Below are 15,717 nucleotides of genomic sequence, written 5' to 3'. Positions count from 1 at the left end.
AGAACAGGGTTACGATACGGTTAAGGGCGAATTTGTCTCTTTTCGGGATTCAGCTGAGGTCGGTCAGATCGAGCTCTTCCAGCAGCGCGCTCCGGGCCCGCTCGACGTCGCTGACCAGCGCCGGTCTCTGGAGGTCGGCATTGTCGATTTCGACCGGCCAGTCCTGCCGGACGACTTCACTCAGCCGATCGAGCTTGGCGTCGTCGACGATGAAGCGGGGATCGACGGTCTCGGGTCGGCGACCACCCGAAGGCGAAGGCAGGCCGGGCCGCCGCCATTGGCCATCGACTGGCGCACGTCGACGACCTCGACGCGACGGATCGGTCCGTTGCCTGCGATGTGGCGTTCGATCCACGACCAGACGGTCGGCGTCTCGCGCGCTTCGCTGGGGGCGACCAGGGTCATTTCGCCGTCGGGCGGCGTAACCAGCTGCGCGTTGAACAGATAGGAGGCGATCGCGTCGCCGATCGGCACCTCCGCCGCCGGGACTTCGACCAGTTCGAAGCTGGACAGTCGCTCTTCGCAGAACGCGACGACCTTGCTGCGATCCGCGAAGGCCAGTTCGTGCGCGAACAGGACGTTCTCGTTGGCGACCGCGACGACGTCGTTATGGAACGCGCCAGCGGCGATGGCCGCTTCCGATTGCTCGACGAACAATGCGCGCTCGGGATCGAGTCCGTGAAGCCTTGCGATGGCCTTCGACGCCTGCAGGTGCTGGCGTGCGGGGAAGGCGCCGCCCGCTACCCCGTAGACGAACAGCTCGAGGCCCGGCTCGTCATGCTTCGAGGCGATCCGCATGTGGTTGGCGGCACCTTCGTCGCCGAACGCCGGCGGGACCGGATCGTGGACGGCGAAATGACGATCGTTGCCGAACGCGACCCGTAGCTGTGCCAGCGTGCCGGGCCATTCGTGGCTGCGATGCGGCATGGTGCGGAGATTGGCGACGGTTAGATGCGTGCGGCCGTCCCGCGTGTCGGGAGCGGGCGAAACCGTTGCGGCATTGGCCGCCCACATGGCCGAGGCCGACATGGCCGCCGCGGCGAGCGGTTGCTCGCATTCCTCATACGTCGTCCCAAGCGACGCAAGCCAGTCCCGGTTCGGACGGGACAAGGGCACGAAAACCCCTGCACGAGGCCGAGCGCCAAGTTCGCGCGCATCTTGTCGAGGCCCTGGAGGGCGGCCGCGCGGGCTGCGAGACCTGCCCCGCGTTCCGCGTAGAGGCGAGATTGCCGAAGCTCAGCCCGCGTAATTGTGCGACGGCCCGATGATCCCGTCGAAGTTGATTTCACGAAGAGCCATCAGCGCTTCACGGCGAGAACGGTGTCGCCCTTTTTCACGCCGAGCAATTCTGCCGCTTCCGGGTCGATGCACAGGCCCTTGCGGCCGGCGCGCCGCGTCGATGCGAGGCAGGCCTTGAAATCCTTCAGGCGGCCGCATGCCAGCAGCATCCTGGTCTTTCCGCCGGGCGCTATCTCCTCGATCAGTTCCTCGTCGGATTCGTCGATTGTCCGGATATCGTCGGTGTGCGCGGTGACCGTCGGGCCGCCGTCGAAGATGTCGATGTAGCGGTCGAAGACGAAATTCTCTTCCTCCAGCATTCGCAGCGCCGCTCGGCCGGTCGGATGGGGCAGGCCCATGACGGCGCGCGCCTGCTCGCTCAGCAGCGAGACGTAGATCGGTGTCTTCGGCATCAGGTCGGCGATGAATTGCGTTCCGTGAACCGCGTTGAACTCGTCGGCCTCCGGGAAAGTCATGTCGAAGAAACGGCCGGCGAGACCGTCCCAGAAGGGCGAGTTGCCGGCTTCGTCCATCACTCCGCGCAGCTCGGCGAGGACGCGGTCGCCGAAGCGGGCGCGATGCTGCTTGATGAAGAGATAGCGGCTGCGCGCGATCAGCGAGCCCCATCCGCCGGCGCGCGCCTGCGGATGCAGGAACAGGCCGCCGACTTCCGACGAACCTTCGAGGTCCGTCGTCAGCGTCAGCATCTGGTTACGGAACGTCTTTCCGAGCTCGGGGCTGGTCTGGGTCAGCGTGCTGACGTGATAGGAGTAGAACGCCTGGCGGACGCCGACCTGGCCGAACACCTGGCAGGTGCCGCGGATGATCCCGGCCTTCGGGTCCTCGAGGACAAAGACGTAGAGGTCGTCGGACTGGCTGTCCTCCGTCCGCGAAAAGCTGTCCTCGGAACGTGCCAGCTTCTGCACCAGCGTCGCGCGGTCGGGCGGGAGGTTGGTGAAGCCGCCGCCGGTCAGCTTGGCCATTTCGTAGATGGCCGCAAAATCGTCAGGAGTCGCGGGACGGACACGGAATGTCATGCCGCACCACCGGCCAGGCGAAGGATGGTGAGCGCCGACAAGGCCGCGCGCTCTTTCAAGCTTTCGACGATCAGAAATTCCTCCGTGCTGTGGATCTTGCCGCCGCGCACGCCCATCGTGTCGACGACGGGCACGCCGCAGGCGGCGATGTTGTTGCCATCGCAGACGCCGCCGCTCGGTTGCCAGCCGATCGACTGGCCGAGATCTGCACCGGCCTGCTTCACCAGTCCGAACAAGGCTTCTGCGGCAGGGGTCATAGGCTTCGGCGGGCGGGCAAAGCCGCCGTGAATGTCGATGTGCACGTCGCGCTCGGCAGCGACGGCAGCAATGGCGGCGGCGATCATGTCGTTGGCTTCGGCTTCGAGCTCGGGCGTTGCCGGTCGCAGGTTCACGCGCAGGATGGCGAGGTCGGGAACGACATTGGTCGGCGATCCGCCGTCGATCTTGGCGGGATTCACCGTCAGTCCGGCCCTGCGCATTTTCTCGAACCGAAGGGCAAGATCGGACGCGGCAAGGACGGCGTTGCGGCCATCATCCGGATTTCGGCCGGCATGCGCCGAGCGCCCGCGAATGGTGATCGCGAAGTTGCCGCTGCCGGGCCGTGCACCCGCAAGCGTTCCATCCGGGAGTGCCGAGGGTTCATAAGTCAGAGCGGCCTTCTTGCCCCGCGCGGTTTCCGCAATCAGCGGAGCGGAGCCGAGCGAACCGACTTCCTCATCGCTGTTGATGATCACTTCGTAGCCGAGGTTCGTAACGCCGCTCGCCTCGACGGCCTTCAGTGCCGCAAGCATGACCGCGATGCCGCCCTTCATGTCGGCGGTGCCGGGCCCGTTGATCACCTCGTCATCCAGCCAGCGCGTTTCCTGGAACGGGTGGTCGATCGCGAAGACCGTATCCATATGGCCGGTGAAGAGCAGCTGCACCGGCGCTTCCGGCCGGACTTTCAGGTGCAGATTCTGCCCGTGCGCAATTCCGATCGTCTTGCCCGCAGCATCGACTGCGTCGACTGGCGCCGCGTCGACCAGGACGACACTGCCCGGAAGCTTGGAGAAGGCGTCGCCGAGCAGCCCGGCCATTCGCGCCAGCCCGTCGAGATTGCGCGACCCACTATTGACCGCAGCCCAGGCGAGGACCTGGTCTAGCATCGGCTCGGCTGCGGCGCGTTCTACGACGATCTGTTCTTGTGAAGACAGGGCCCCCATGCGGCAGGCTCCTAGCCGGAGGCAGGCGCGAAGGCCACACCACGGCTGTCGGCACCTATTTCCCGGTCGGGCAAATCTCCATGATCACGTCTCCGGCTTCCAGGCTCTGAACCTGCGGCCGCCAGAAGCCATAGGGTGTTTCGTCGCGAATGATCCGGAGGCCAAGGCCGTTGGTGATATCTTTCAACGCCTTGCCGATCTCCTCCGGCCGGACATCGCGCTCGACGATGCGGACCTTGCCCTTCATCGATGCGAGGTCGGCGAGATAGTCGGCGATGTGGTGGCCCGCGTGGGTCGTCGCCAGCAACAGCCCGGCGAAGTCGAGCGGATTGACCACGACATCCGCGCCGGCGCGCCTTGCCGGCTGCTCATTGTCTTCCTCGTTGACGGCAATGCTGATGCGCACGTCCGGCGCGAGGTGGCGTGCGGTGAGGCAGATCAGGATCGATGTGTCGTCGCGGCCCGCCGAAATGATGACCAGCTTCGCGCGCTCGACGTGCACGGCGCGCAGGGTCTCGTCGCGTGCCGCATCGGCGTTGAACACGATGCAGCCAAGCTCCTTGGCGAGTGCGAGCCGGGCCTCGTTGGTGTCGATCACGACGATCGAGCCCGGCGCTGCGCCGAGGTCGATCAGCTCCTGCACCGCCCGGCGGTTCTTCGTGCCGTATCCGGCGACGATGATGTGGTTCTTCAGCGATTGCTGGATGCGTTTCATGACGAATCTTTCCCAGGAACGCCGGGCCACGAACGAATAAGCGGAGCCCGCGAGGATCAGGATGAAGAGGATGCGGATCGGCGTGACGACCAGCGCATCGAACATCCGGGTCCGGTCGGTAACGGGAACGATGTCGCCGTATCCCGTCGTCGTCGCGCTAATCATGGTGAAATAAATGACGTCGAGGAAGCTGACGACGCCGTCCTTGCTGTCTTTCAGGCCGTCACGCTCGATCCAGTGGATGAGGATCAGGGCACCGAGCAGCCCGGCCATGATCGCCAGTCGCCAGCCAAGGCTCAGCCAGCCGGAGATGCGCGGCTTGCGCCGGAGGACGAGCAGATCGTTGGTGTCGCTTGCCGCCATTGTTCGTGCCTAGACCGACTTCCGTGGGCAAGTACACGCCAGGCTAGACGAAGGTTGCGACTTCCGCCTTGCGGCCGAACGCTTCGGCGAGCCGCTGCAGCCGGCGGCGGACCGCGTCGCCGGCCAGCGCCTCGTTCCGATGCGGAACGCAAAGCGTTACCGACGTGCGGCTGAGATTGAGGTGAGTCCGTTCCAGCACCGAGGCAACGCCGCCGCTGAGTCGCTGGCCGAGGCGCATCGCGAGGCCCAGCAATGGGCGCGGAGCAGCAGCTCCGGCTTCACCAATTGCGTCAGGCGCCAGTCGGGAAGCGTGTCGCGCCCGAAATTGGACGTGAGCGCCTGGGCCATGATCACGCGGCCGGCGGCATCGACGGCGGTCCAGTCTCCGTGCAGCGCCATCTCGACGCCGCGATCGGCCCGGAACGGGGGAGCTGCCTGCCAGGCGACGTCCGCGAGCAGGCAGGATGCGCGCCGCAGCCGCTCCATCTTCGGTCCGTCCTCGAAAAGCGGCGCAATCCAGTCGTGGAGCAGGTCGCCGTGCTGTCCGAAGCGATGCTCCGCGCCGCCGGCGTCGCGGGCCGCCTCGATCAATGGGTCGAGCTTTCGCGCACGCGCGTCCAGGTCGGCGTAAAGCAGGCCCTCGCGAAGCCCGAAGGCCGAGACGATCAGCTCGCTCGGCTGAAGTTCGTCGACGACCCGTTCGAGGACCATTGCGGCGACAGGGGCGCTGGCGAGGCGGGCAGACGAGAGCAGGCCCTCGAACGTGGCAGGATTCTCCGCGATCTTGCGCAGTTCGGCGACGCGCTCCGGCTTGATCCGGTAATGGTGCGTTGCGGGGAGCGGGAAGTCGGTTGCGATCATGTCGATCTTGGCGAGCGCACGCCAAGACCCGCCCACCATGTAGAACGGCTGGCCGCGGCCGGACTTGTCGAGGCCGGTCTTCTTTACCTCTTTCTTGAGGATGTCTCGGACCAGCTTCTCGCCCGCTTTGCTGCGTTCGACGCGCAGCACTCCAAGCGGAAGCGAAAGGCCCGGGCGGGGGCCGTCATTGCCGATCTCGATCAGTTCCAGGCTGCCGCCGCCGAGATCGCCTACGATGCCGGAGGCTCCGGGAAACGCGGATAGAACACCAAGCCCCGAGAAGCGCGCTTCATCCTCGGCGCTCACCACTTCGCAGGGCAGGCCGATGGCCTTTACCGAGGCGATGAAGTCGTCCGCATTGGCAGCGTCGCGGACAGCCGCCGTTGCGACCACCTTCGCCTCGCGCACGCCCATGTGGCGAAGCAGCAGCTTGTACCGGCACAGCGCCGACAGAGCCTTCTGCTCGCTCTCCGGCGACATTTGCCCGTTGCCGCGAAGCCCGGCGCCAAGCCCCGCCATCACCTTTTCGTTGAAGATCGGCGAGGGCGCGCGCTGGCGGCCGGAATAGACCACGAGCCGGACGGAGTTGGACCCGATATCGACGACCGCAACGGGCTTTCGCGCCAACGCCGTCTCCTAACGCCCGCGCTGGAAGCGCAGCTTCGGCACCCTGCGGCCCTTCTTGAGCGACTGCCCGCGGCCGGACAGCGACGGGTTGCTCATGAAATATTCGTGCAGATTGAAGGCGTCGTTCGGCTTTGGCGTCAGCCGCTCGTAGGTGCCGTCGGGCAGCAGCCGCCAGCTCTGCTCATTGTCGATCAGGTTGGCGACCATCACCTGGTCGAGAAGCTGGGCGTGGACCGTCGGGTTTTCGATGGGCAGCATATATTCGATCCGTCGGTCCAGGTTGCGCGGCATCCAGTCGGCCGAGCTGATGTACACCTTGGCCTGTGGATGCGGCAGCGCATGCCCGTTGGCAAAGCACCACATGCGCGCATGTTCCAGGAACCGCCCGACGATCGACTTGACCGAGATGTTCTCCGACATGCCGGGGATGCCCGGCCGAAGGCAGCAGATGCCGCGCACGACAAGGTCGATCGGCACGCCCGCCTGGCTCGCCTCGTAGAGCTTGTCGATGATCATCGGGTCGACCAGCGAATTGAGCTTCGCCCACAGGCCGACGGCTTGCCCGCCTTCGCCGCCGCAATCTCCGCGTCCATCAGCCGGAGAAGCTCGGCGCGCATCCCGGCCGGCGAGATGACCAGCTGGCGAAGGTTCTTCGGCTCCAGATAACCGGTGATGTAATTGAACAGCTTGGCGACGTCGCGGCCGATGCGCGGGTCCGCGGTGAAGTAGCTGACGTCGGTGTAGATGCGCGCCGTGACCGGGTGGTAATTGCCGGTGCCGAAGTGGCAGTAGGTGCGATAGCCCTTGGCCTCGCGGCGAATGACCATCGACACCTTGGCGTGTGTCTTCCAGTCGACGAAGCCGTAGACCACCTGCACGCCGGCGCGTTCCAGCGCATTGGCCCACATGATGTTCTGTTCTTCGTCGAAGCGGGCCTTTAGCTCGATGACGGCGGTCACCGATTTCCCGGCTTCCGCCGCATCGATCAGGGCGCGCATGATCGCCGATTGCTTGCCGGCGCGGTAAAGCGTCTGCTTGATTGCGACGACGTCGGGATCGGCCGCGGCCTGGCGGACGAACTCGACCACCACCTCGAAGCTTTCGTACGGGTGGTGAACCAGAAAATCCTTCTCGCGGATCGCCGCGAAGCAATCGCCGCCATGCTCGCGGATGCGCTCGGGGAAGCGGGGATCGAACGGCGGGAACTTCAGCTCCGGCCGGTCCTCTTCGACGATCGCCGAAAGGTCTGCCATGCCCGGCGAGCTGCTTTCCGAGATGATCGCGTTTTGCGCGCCGAGGCCTTCCTTCACGAAGCGGATCAGCACGTCCGGCATGTCCGGTTCGATCTCCAGTCGCACCACGCGGCCGCGGCGGCGGCGCTTGATGGCGGTGCTGAAGTAGCGGACGAGATCTTCCGCCTCTTCCTCGATCTCGATGTCGCTGTCGCGCAGGATCCGGAACGCGCCCTGCCGCAACAGCTCGTATTTCGGGAACAAATAATCCGTCCGGCGGCGGATCAGGGTCTCCAGCGCGATGTAGCGCGCGTCCGCGCCGGGGATGCGGATGAAGCGGGGCACGCCCGCCGGCAGCATGATCAGCTCGCGAATATGCGTCTTGCCGCGCTTCAGCTCGAAGATGAGCGAAAAGCCGCGGTTGGGAATGAACGGGAAGGGGTGGGCCGGGTCGATCGCCTGCGGCGTCAGCACCGGGAAGATCTGCTCGCGGAAGTAGGAATCGAGCCACGCTTCCGCCTTGGCGTCGAGCGGTTCGGAACCGACGACCGTCACCTCGTTCTCGTGAAGCGCGGTCCGCAGGCTGCGCCAGACTTCCTCCTGGCTTTCGACCAGCCGGTCGGCCTCGGCCTCGATCGCGGAGAGCTGCTGCGCCGTCGTCAGCCCGTCCGCCGACCTCTCCTCGACGCCGAGGATCTGGTGCGCCTTCAGGCCGGCGACGCGAACCATGAAGAACTCATCGAGATTGCTGGCCGAAATCGACAGGAACCGCAGCCGCTCCAGCAACGGATGGTGCGGGTTGGCTGCCTCCTCCAGAACGCGGCGGTTGAACGCCAGCCAGCTCAGTTCGCGGTTGAAATAGCGGGCTTCCGGCACGGCCGGGGCGACATTGGGTGCGGCCGGGGCTGGAGCCTCGGACGGCGCGGCTGGAGCTTGCGTCGCCATTTTCCTCGCATGCGCTGGTCGCGGCATGATGCTGCTAGTATCAGGCCACGTGATTGCTGTCGCCGATCTGAAACAGAGCGGTGTTACAAACGTGTGACGCTAACGTGAAAAAGCACTCGATCAGGGAGGGGTTCTTGACCAAGGACAAAGCGAAGAAACCGAAAGCCAAAGCGAAGAAAGCGGCCCGAAGGCCAAGGTCGCCAAGGTCGTGAAGAGCGCCAAGAAGGTCGCGAAGAACCCGCTGACCGCCGAAGTGGTCGCGGCAACCCTGGTCGCCGCCGCCGCCGCCCTTCGCAACCCCAAGAAGGCTCAGGCGCTCGCGCTGGAAGCTGCGGACGACATCAAGTCGGCCGCCAAGTCGGGCGTCGAAAGCGGCACCGCCATGTGGCAGCTCGCCCTCGACGTCGCCCGCCGCAGCATGGACGCGCTGGGCAAGGACGAACCCCCGCGAAGGCGAAGAAGCCTGCAGCGAAGAAGTCCGGGGCGAAGAAGAAGTAATTGCCCCGTCCGGCTAGGGCGCGCGACATCCGGCATCGAGACCTAATCCCGGGAGCGGATTTCCGATGAGCCCGCTAACCATGGCCGCCTGAATCCACGTCGCGGGCCATATTTTCGATAGTGGCCCCACGATGCGGTCGCGGAGGAATGGCAAGACGCGGCTGTCCGACTGATAGACCGGCGTGAAGATTGCCGTCAGCCACTGATAAAGCTGAATGTGCCGCCTTCGCATTTTCACAGCGACACGGAGCGCCTCGTCCATGTTCGCGGAGCGCTCAAGGGCCCGAGCCAAAGACCAGGCGTCGAGCATTGCCATGTTGGCGCCTTGCCCGAGCTGCGGGCTGGCGGAATGCCATGCATCGCCCAAGTGGATGAGTGCTGGCTCCGCGGATCGCCTGAGGGTTCGATGCGAGTATCGCGCGAACGTGAGTTGTTCCGCGTCTATGATCTGGTCGAGGACCGGATCCATTTCCCACCAAAGCGAGCGGACGTCGGCCTTCCACGCGTCGAGGCCTGCCGCTCGCCATTGATCGAGTTGGTCGCATTTCAATGACCAGAAGAAGGCCGCCTTCGATTGCCCGCTTCGACCGATTCCGATTGGCAGGAGCCCAATCATGATCTTCGATCGCTGGTACCGTTGCTGCAGCGCAGCCAGATCGAATCCGGCGCCGTGGGGCCAATCCAGCGTCGCCCAGAGCGCGCCGTAGGCAAGCTCACGACCGCACGGCTCGGCGAGCAATGAGCGAGTTCCCAAGGCATCGATTACAAGATCATAAGGTTCGCTCGCACCGCCGGATTCAAAGATGATCCGCCGTCCCTTGGTTTCCAGCCGGCTGCCACTGATCGTCGTTCCCGTCAGGATTGGGATTCCCTCATCGACCAAAGCATCGTGCAGGACATCGAACAGTGTCGACCGGTGGACCCCGACCCGAACCAGTCCCCGGGTCCAAGCCACTCGTAACGAACGTCGAGAACGGTTCTCTGTCCAGCAGTCCCGAACAGTCGCTCGATCCGAGCACCCTCTGAAATGAGACGCTCGGAAAGGCCGAGCTTATCCAGTACGGCGAGGCCGGTTGGCTGGATCATCAGTCCGGAGCCGATCGGGCGCGGCGCGTCGAACCGCTCGAATAGCGCAACCCTATGACCCTGCCTTGAGAGCAGCAGTGCAGTTGCTAGCCCGCAAGGCCCGCAACCCGCTACCGCAACCTTCAATCCCCGCATGGACTCCCGCTAGCAATTCGACCGAAGCATCGGCAATGGACAGAACCGTGTGTTATCTATATAACACACCAGCGAAGGAGACAGCGATGCTTGAAGACCCACGCGCAAAGCGGACCGCGATCGCCGCCGGTATCGGCGCGCTCGTGGCCATCCCGCTCCCGTTCATCGGCCCGATCCTCGGCGCCATCGTCGGCGGCGGCATCGGTTACTTCACGGCGGACAAGAAGGGCTGAGGTAAGAGGGCTCTAAGCGCCTAATGTCCGCTTTGGGCGGAATGCTGCCACCACGCCACAACTCAAATAGCTTCGAAGTTGACGTAATAGACTTCGACGGATCTGACGCGATCATCGTGAAAATCGACAATCATTCCCCCGGCTTGCTGGGGTAGGAGAAACAAAGCTTCGACTGACGAAGCATTACGGCCAGTAATTCGGCGCGCTCGTACAAGGTTGCGCCACCAGCTCGATCATCACCCAACAGACCGGTTGAACGATTAGTCCAGCTTGTTCGGCTGCCTCAATAGCCTCTGCTTTCGTGGAGCCGACTGTCACGCCGAGAGCCGCGCCCTTGGTATACGTTTCGGAAAAGTTGAACCAAGGCGGGCGATAGTTGGCCGCTCGTTGAGGGTTCGTCCTGCCGATCTCGCGACTATCTACGGAGTTAAGTGCGAATGCGCCGAATATGCATAAGGCGAGAATGGTGACGCATCCCAGGCCCACTTTCCTACCTGTCCGCATGACCCGAGCGTACCGGATACTCCTATGTCCGCAATGGGTCGGAAGCTGCCTCTAGCTCCCGCAGCAGAACCCTAAGCCAGGAAATCCCGGACGAACTGGCTCGCCGGCGCGTTTTCGACTTCGCTGGGGACCGCGAATTGCTCGATGCGGCCGGTGTTGAGCAGGGCAACGCGGTCGGCGAGGGTGAAGGCTTCTTCGTGATCGTGAGTGACGAAGATCGACGTCAAGCCGAGGTCGTCGTGGATGCTGCGGAGCGCTCCGCGAAGCTCGCGGCGGACCTTGGCGTCGAGCGCTCCGAACGGCTCGTCGAGCAGCAGGATCTTGGGCTTGCGGGCGAGCGCCCGGGCGAGCGCCACGCGCTGCCGCTGGCCGCCCGACAGTTCACTCGGGTAGCGGGCGCCGAGGCCGGGAAGCTGGACGAGCTCCAGCAACTCCTCGACCCGCGAGCCGACATCCGCTTTCGACGGCCGCGAGGCGCGCGGCATGACGGTCAGCCCGAAGGCGATGTTCTGCGCAACGGTCATGTGGCCGAACAGCGCATAATGTTGGAAGACGAAGCCGATCCCGCGGGAGGCGGCCGACGTGTCGGTGACGTCGCGCTGGCCGAACCAGACGCGGCCGGCTTCCGGCTCCTCCAGCCCGGCAATCACGCGCAGGAGGGTCGTCTTGCCAGAACCCGAGGGCCAAGGAGCGCGACGAATTCTCCGTCCTCGATCTCCAGCGACACGCGGTCGAGCGCCGGATACGACGAATAGCTCTTCGAAACGTCTTCAATGCGGATCGACATGTCAGAACTTCGCAGCAAGCTCGTCCCGGTGTCGCCACTCGATGAAGCTCTTGAGAGCAAGAGTGACGACGGCGAGGAGCGCGAGGAGGGTCGCGACTGCGAAAGCGGCGGCAAAGTTGTACTCATTGTAGAGCACCTCGACATGGAGCGGCATGGTGTTGGTCTCGCCGCGGATGTGACCGGAAACGACGCTGACCGCGCCAAACTCGCCCATTGCGCGGGCGTTACATAGCAGGACGCCGTAGAGCAGCGCAAAACGGATGTTGGGCAAGGTGACGTGCCAGAACGTCTGCCAGCCCGACGCGCCGAGCGTCAGCGCCGCCTCTTCGCTGGCGCGGCCCTGCATCGTCATCAGCGGGATGAGCTGCCGCGCGACGAAGGGGAAGGTGACGAAGACGGTCGCCAGCACCAGCCCGGGAAGCGCGAAGATGATCTCGATATTGCGGTCCTGGAGCCAGGTTCCGAACCAGCCCTGCGCTCCGAACAGCAGGACAAAGACCAGGCCCGACACCACCGGCGAGACAGAGAAGGGCAAGTCGATCAAGGTGATCAAGATCGGCTTCCCGCGAAAGTCGTACTTGGAAATCAGCCAGGCGCCGGCGATGCCGAAGACGGTGTTGAGGGGCACGGAGATGGCGGCGACGACGAGGGTCAGCCAGATCGCCGAGCGCGCATCCGGCTCGGTCACGGCGGCCAGCCAGGCTTCGGTGCCCTTCCTGAGGCCCTCGGCAATGACGGTGCCGAGCGGGAGCAGGAGCATCAGCCCGAAATAGGCCAAGGCCGCCGCGATCAGCAGTGCCTTGACGGCCGTAGGCTCACGCAGGTGTCCGCCTTTCCTCACGTTCCCAGCCTTCGCTGCTGCCAGTGCTGCAGCACGTTGAGGACAAGCAGGAGGCCGAACGATACGAGCAGCATGACAACCGCGATTGCGGCCGCGCCGACGTAGTCGAACTCCTCGAGCTGGGTGATGATCAGCAGCGGCGCGATCTCCGACTTGAACGGCATGTTGCCGGCAATGAAGATCACCGAACCATATTCACCCGCGCCACGGGCGAAGGCCAGCGTGAAGCCGGTTGCGAGAGCGGGGAACAACGTCGGCAGGATCACCCGGCCGAAGGTCTGCAATCGCGAAGCGCCAAGGGTCAGCGCCGCCTCTTCGGCTTCGCGCGAAACTTCCGCCAGCACCGGCTCGACCGTGCGCACGACAAACGGCAGGCCGATGAAGGTCAGCGCGACGACGATCCCTGCAGGGGTGTAGGCGATCGGGATCCCCAGTTCGGCGAACTGCCGTCCGATCAGTCCGGTATCCGCATAGAGCGCGGTCAGTGCGATGCCCGCGACCGCGGTCGGAAGCGCGAAGGGAAGGTCGACCAGCGCCCCATCAGCCGCTTCAGGGGAATTCGTAGCGGACCAGAACCCACGCGATCAGAAGGCCGAAGACGACGTTGACCGCAGCGGCGATCAGCGCGGCGCCGAAGGTCACTTTGTACGATGCCAGCGCGCGGGAGGAGAAGGCGGCGGCGACGAACTCGCCCAGGCCGCCGCTCGCGCTCTTCAGGAATACGGCGCTGAGCGGGACGAGAACGATGAACGACAGCCAGAAGACGGTGATGCCCAGAGAGAGACTGAGCCCCGGCAGAGATGACGATCTGCGGAGTCTAGGGAGTTTGGGCATCACCGCCGACTGCGGCATCAGAAGTCCAGGTGCAACCGCGTTGCGAAGGCGTCGCCCTTGGTCTCCGAGCCGACCGGGTCGAGCGGTGTGTTGTCGCCGCTGAACCGGACCCAGTTGAACATCAGCTTGGCAAACGGATTGAAGTACCAGTTGAGCCCAAGCGTGACGCTTTGCGCTTCATTGCCCGGACGCACCGGCGATTCCGACAGGTCGATCTTGTCGTATCGAAGCGCGACTTCGAACGCGCCGAGGCCATCCTTGCCGACTTCCGTGAACGGGCGCACGCGGTCGAAATTGCAGTTGCGGAACGGTCGCGTCTCGCCAGTCAGGAACCAGCTGCCGTAGATGTAGAAGCCGTCGAAGCTGACGTTCGAGAGGCTGGGACGGTCGGCCCACAGCTTTCCGTACTCGCCGGCGATCGTGAACGGCCCGAACACTCCGGTAGCTTCGGCGCCGGCATAGAGCAGGGATTCGACGCCGGTGATCACGCCGCTGTCGGCGATGTTGCCGTTGTCGACCCGGACGTTCGGACGGTCGGACAGCCGCAGCGCGTCCTTGGTGTCGCCCGCGCGCAGTGCAGTGCGATAATAGCCGGATACGCCGAGGTGGACGATCTTGCCGGTGTCGAAGATCGGCTCCCAGGTCGCGCGGCCGTTGAAGCCCCAGCTTTCGTCCGGCGTGTCAGTGACCGGGGCGACGCTCGAACGGCTGATGCTTTCATTGTCGCCGAAGGCGCCGACGGTGACGTTGACGGTCTCCTTCGGCGAGTAGGCGGCCGACAGGCCGATGCGGCGTTCCGCGCCGGCATTGCCGAACGCATTGGTGAACATGCCGCGCTCAAGAAAGGTATTGTAATTGTCGCTGTTGTTGGACTCGAGCCCGAACGGCGCCTTGTGCTGGCCCAGCGTCAACAGCGTCTTTGGGATCTTGGTGTACTGCAGATAGGCGTCGGTGATGTTGACGGCATTGCCGGCGAAGTCGACTTCGATGCGGTAATTCCACCACTTGAGCGCGGTGCCTTCGAAGCCGATGCGGGCGCGGCGAAGGGCGGTGCCGTTGTTGAAATCGTAGCCGCCCTTGCGCTCGATGAACGCCGCGCCGTCGGCTTCGATGACCCCGCGCGGCTTGAACGAGAACTGGCCGGTCGGTTCCGAGATCGTCGGCGCCCATGTGAATTGCGCGGCCTTGGCGGCCTTCGTTTCCACGGACTGCAGCCGCGTCTGGTTCAATTCGGCCTGCTGCTCCAGTTCGGCATTGCGGGCTTCGAGCTGCCTCACCCGCGCTTCCAAGGCATTGAGGCGATCGAGAACCGCATCGCCCGTCGGCGCAGGGGCCGCTGCCGCCTGGCTCGGGCGGCATCCGCCGGCTCCAGCGAGTCGATGGGAGATTCGCTCGGCTGGGTCGCTGTCACATCTTCGCCCTGCTGAGCGAACGCGGGTGTGCTGATGGCTAGCGCGGAGGCGCCAGCGAGGAGCAGGAAACGCATGGAATTCCCCTTTGAGTCCAATCGGCCGTGCGGCTCAGCGCTTCGCATCCTCGAAGATCTGGTCGAACAGGGCGCCGTCGTTGAAGTGGTTGGCCTGAGCTTGCTTCCACCCGCCGAAATTGCGGTCGATAGTGAACAGCCTCAGGTTCGGAAAGCGGCCCTTGTACTTGGCTGCAACCGCGGCGTTGCGCGGGCGGTAATAGTTGCGCGCGATGATTTCCTGCGCTTCGGGCGTGTAGAGAAACTTGAGATAGGCTTCCGACACGGCCCGCGTGCCACGCCGGTCGACGACCTTGTCGACCACTGCGACCGGCGGCTCGGCGAGGATCGAGACCGAGGGTATGACAATGTCGAACTTGCCCTTGCCGAGTTCGTTCACCGCCAGGAACGCTTCGTTTTCCCACGCGAAAAGGACGTCGCCCTGGCCGCGCTCGACGAACGTCGTCGTCGAGCCGCGAGCGCCCGAATCGAGCACCGGCACATTGCGGAAAAGGCGGGTCAAATACTCCCGCGCCTTCGCGACGCTTCCGTACTTCTGGCGGGCGTAGCCCCAGGCGGCGAGATAGTTCCAGCGAGCGCCGCCGCTGGTCTTTGGATTTGGCGTAATGACCTTGACGCCGGGCTTCACCAGATCGTCCCAATCCTTGATGCCCTTCGGGTTCCCCTTGCGAACCAGGAAGACAATGGTCGAATAATAAGGCGAGCTGTTGTTCGGCAGCCGCTTTTGCCAGTTCGGAGCAATCAGCTTCTTATCGGCGATGGAATCGATGTCATAGGCAAGCGCCAGAGTGACGACGTCTGCCGGAAGTCCGTCGATGACGGCGCGGGCCTGTTTGCCCGATCCCCCGTGGCTCTGCCGGATCGTCAGCTGCTGCTTCGCCTGCGCCTGCCACTTGGGAGCGAACGCGGCATTGATATCCTTGTAGAGCTCGCGCGTCGGATCGTAGGACACGTTCAGGATCTGGGTCGGAGCCGCTTGCGCGGCAGGAGCGGTCAGAACTGCAACGCCGACTGCGAAGGCAACAAGCTTGCTTCGAAAAGCCATGGGAACCC

Annotated in this window: 17 protein-coding genes and 2 pseudogenes; 2 read left to right on the top strand and 17 right to left on the bottom strand. The window is 64.5% G+C overall.

The window, feature by feature from the left end:
* Window positions 1-49 precede the first annotated feature (49 nt).
* The 7 genes and pseudogenes from H9L15_RS02040 to H9L15_RS02015 all read right to left on the bottom strand — a co-directional run bounded on the left by H9L15_RS02040 (window position 50) and on the right by H9L15_RS02015 (window position 8,260).
* A pseudogene (locus H9L15_RS02040) lies at window positions 50-1,299 on the bottom strand (N-succinylarginine dihydrolase).
* Complete coding sequence (locus H9L15_RS02035) at window positions 1,299-2,315, bottom strand: arginine N-succinyltransferase (RefSeq protein WP_187714991.1); 1,017 nt, start codon at window positions 2,313-2,315, stop codon at window positions 1,299-1,301. The pseudogene H9L15_RS02040 and the gene H9L15_RS02035 overlap by 1 nt, the downstream one beginning before the upstream one ends.
* Entirely contained in the window at window positions 2,312-3,517 is a 1,206-nt protein-coding gene (locus tag H9L15_RS02030; protein WP_187714990.1) for a hydrolase, read from the bottom strand. The genes H9L15_RS02035 and H9L15_RS02030 overlap by 4 nt, the downstream gene beginning before the upstream one ends.
* Window positions 3,518-3,572: 55 nt before the next feature.
* Window positions 3,573-4,595, bottom strand: coding sequence for a potassium channel family protein (locus H9L15_RS02025; RefSeq protein ID WP_187714989.1), 1,023 nt, complete (start codon window positions 4,593-4,595; stop codon window positions 3,573-3,575).
* A 43-nt stretch (window positions 4,596-4,638) separates the two neighbouring features.
* The gene (locus H9L15_RS16745) at window positions 4,639-4,794 is read right to left on the bottom strand and encodes a hypothetical protein (RefSeq protein WP_223276429.1); all 156 of its coding nucleotides are present in this window, start codon (window positions 4,792-4,794) and stop codon (window positions 4,639-4,641) included.
* A complete protein-coding gene (locus H9L15_RS02020; protein WP_223276428.1) occupies window positions 4,752-6,083 on the bottom strand; it encodes a Ppx/GppA family phosphatase in 1,332 nt (443 codons plus the stop codon). The genes H9L15_RS16745 and H9L15_RS02020 overlap by 43 nt, the downstream gene beginning before the upstream one ends.
* A 9-nt stretch (window positions 6,084-6,092) precedes the next feature.
* Window positions 6,093-8,260 (bottom strand): annotated as a pseudogene (locus H9L15_RS02015) (RNA degradosome polyphosphate kinase).
* Window positions 8,261-8,468: 208 nt separating this feature from the next.
* On the opposite strand from H9L15_RS02015, the gene H9L15_RS02010 reads away from it, so the two are divergent.
* Window positions 8,469-8,804, top strand: a complete 336-nt coding sequence (locus H9L15_RS02010; RefSeq protein WP_187714988.1) for a hypothetical protein — start codon at window positions 8,469-8,471, stop codon at window positions 8,802-8,804.
* Here H9L15_RS02010 and H9L15_RS02005 read toward each other — a convergent pair.
* Together H9L15_RS02005 and H9L15_RS16740 are read right to left on the bottom strand one after the other, a co-directional pair.
* Window positions 8,772-9,713, bottom strand: coding sequence for an FAD-dependent oxidoreductase (locus H9L15_RS02005; protein WP_223276427.1), 942 nt, complete (start codon window positions 9,711-9,713; stop codon window positions 8,772-8,774). The genes H9L15_RS02010 and H9L15_RS02005 overlap by 33 nt on opposite strands.
* Entirely contained in the window at window positions 9,614-9,979 is a 366-nt protein-coding gene (locus H9L15_RS16740; RefSeq protein WP_223276426.1) for an FAD-dependent oxidoreductase, read from the bottom strand. The genes H9L15_RS02005 and H9L15_RS16740 overlap by 100 nt, the downstream gene beginning before the upstream one ends.
* Window positions 9,980-10,065: 86 nt before the next feature.
* Here H9L15_RS16740 and H9L15_RS02000 point away from each other — a divergent pair, with 86 nt between their 5' ends.
* Window positions 10,066-10,212: a hypothetical protein gene (locus tag H9L15_RS02000; protein ID WP_187714987.1), complete on the top strand. Its 147-nt coding sequence runs from the start codon at window positions 10,066-10,068 to the stop codon at window positions 10,210-10,212.
* Between the two features lie 575 nt (window positions 10,213-10,787).
* On the opposite strand, the gene H9L15_RS01995 is transcribed toward H9L15_RS02000, so the two are convergent.
* The 8 genes from H9L15_RS01995 to H9L15_RS01970 all read right to left on the bottom strand — a co-directional run bounded on the left by H9L15_RS01995 (window position 10,788) and on the right by H9L15_RS01970 (window position 15,709).
* Window positions 10,788-11,366, bottom strand: a complete 579-nt coding sequence (locus H9L15_RS01995; protein WP_262984884.1) for a sulfate/molybdate ABC transporter ATP-binding protein — start codon at window positions 11,364-11,366, stop codon at window positions 10,788-10,790.
* Entirely contained in the window at window positions 11,363-11,503 is a 141-nt protein-coding gene (locus H9L15_RS16735; RefSeq protein WP_223276425.1) for a hypothetical protein, read from the bottom strand. The genes H9L15_RS01995 and H9L15_RS16735 overlap by 4 nt, the downstream gene beginning before the upstream one ends.
* A gap of 1 nt (window position 11,504) precedes the next feature.
* Window positions 11,505-12,344 (bottom strand): sulfate ABC transporter permease subunit CysW, encoded by an 840-nt coding sequence (cysW, locus tag H9L15_RS01990; RefSeq protein WP_223276424.1) that lies wholly within the window; start codon window positions 12,342-12,344, stop codon window positions 11,505-11,507.
* The gene (locus tag H9L15_RS16730; protein ID WP_262984947.1) at window positions 12,341-12,829 is read right to left on the bottom strand and encodes an ABC transporter permease; all 489 of its coding nucleotides are present in this window, start codon (window positions 12,827-12,829) and stop codon (window positions 12,341-12,343) included. The genes cysW and H9L15_RS16730 overlap by 4 nt, the downstream gene beginning before the upstream one ends.
* Window positions 12,830-12,893: 64 nt before the next feature.
* Window positions 12,894-13,178: an ABC transporter permease gene (locus H9L15_RS16725; protein ID WP_223276423.1), complete on the bottom strand. Its 285-nt coding sequence runs from the start codon at window positions 13,176-13,178 to the stop codon at window positions 12,894-12,896.
* Between the two features lie 17 nt (window positions 13,179-13,195).
* Window positions 13,196-14,455 carry an OprO/OprP family phosphate-selective porin gene (locus H9L15_RS01980; protein WP_187714986.1) on the bottom strand — a complete coding sequence of 420 codons (1,260 nt, stop codon included), beginning with the start codon at window positions 14,453-14,455 and terminating at the stop codon, window positions 13,196-13,198.
* Window positions 14,452-14,664, bottom strand: coding sequence for a hypothetical protein (locus H9L15_RS01975; protein WP_187714985.1), 213 nt, complete (start codon window positions 14,662-14,664; stop codon window positions 14,452-14,454). The genes H9L15_RS01980 and H9L15_RS01975 overlap by 4 nt, the downstream gene beginning before the upstream one ends.
* Window positions 14,665-14,698: 34 nt before the next feature.
* Entirely contained in the window at window positions 14,699-15,709 is a 1,011-nt protein-coding gene (locus H9L15_RS01970; RefSeq protein ID WP_187714984.1) for a sulfate ABC transporter substrate-binding protein, read from the bottom strand.
* Between the last annotated feature and the right edge of the window lie 8 nt (window positions 15,710-15,717).

Source organism: Sphingomonas daechungensis (assembly GCF_014489495.1).
Classification (GTDB): Bacteria; Pseudomonadota; Alphaproteobacteria; order Sphingomonadales; family Sphingomonadaceae; genus Sphingomicrobium; species Sphingomicrobium daechungense.
The sequence above is the reverse complement of the archived record's forward strand: the minus strand, read 5'-3'. Positions and strand labels throughout refer to the sequence as shown.

Bases quoted from the DNA above. Each gene is read 5' to 3' on its own strand.
- H9L15_RS02000 (WP_187714987.1), top strand. From the start codon at position 10,066: ATGCTTGAAGACCCACGCGCAAAGCGGACCGCGATCGCCGCCGGTATC.
- H9L15_RS01970 (WP_187714984.1), bottom strand. From the start codon at position 15,709: ATGGCTTTTCGAAGCAAGCTTGTTGCCTTCGCAGTCGGCGTTGCAGTT.
- H9L15_RS02030 (WP_187714990.1), bottom strand. From the start codon at position 3,517: ATGGGGGCCCTGTCTTCACAAGAACAGATCGTCGTAGAACGCGCCGCA.
- H9L15_RS16735 (WP_223276425.1), bottom strand. From the start codon at position 11,503: ATGTCGATCCGCATTGAAGACGTTTCGAAGAGCTATTCGTCGTATCCG.
- H9L15_RS16740 (WP_223276426.1), bottom strand. From the start codon at position 9,979: ATGCGGGGATTGAAGGTTGCGGTAGCGGGTTGCGGGCCTTGCGGGCTA.
- H9L15_RS02035 (WP_187714991.1), bottom strand. From the start codon at position 2,315: ATGACATTCCGTGTCCGTCCCGCGACTCCTGACGATTTTGCGGCCATC.
- H9L15_RS16725 (WP_223276423.1), bottom strand. From the start codon at position 13,178: ATGCCCAAACTCCCTAGACTCCGCAGATCGTCATCTCTGCCGGGGCTC.
- H9L15_RS01975 (WP_187714985.1), bottom strand. From the start codon at position 14,664: ATGCGTTTCCTGCTCCTCGCTGGCGCCTCCGCGCTAGCCATCAGCACA.
- H9L15_RS02025 (WP_187714989.1), bottom strand. From the start codon at position 4,595: ATGGCGGCAAGCGACACCAACGATCTGCTCGTCCTCCGGCGCAAGCCG.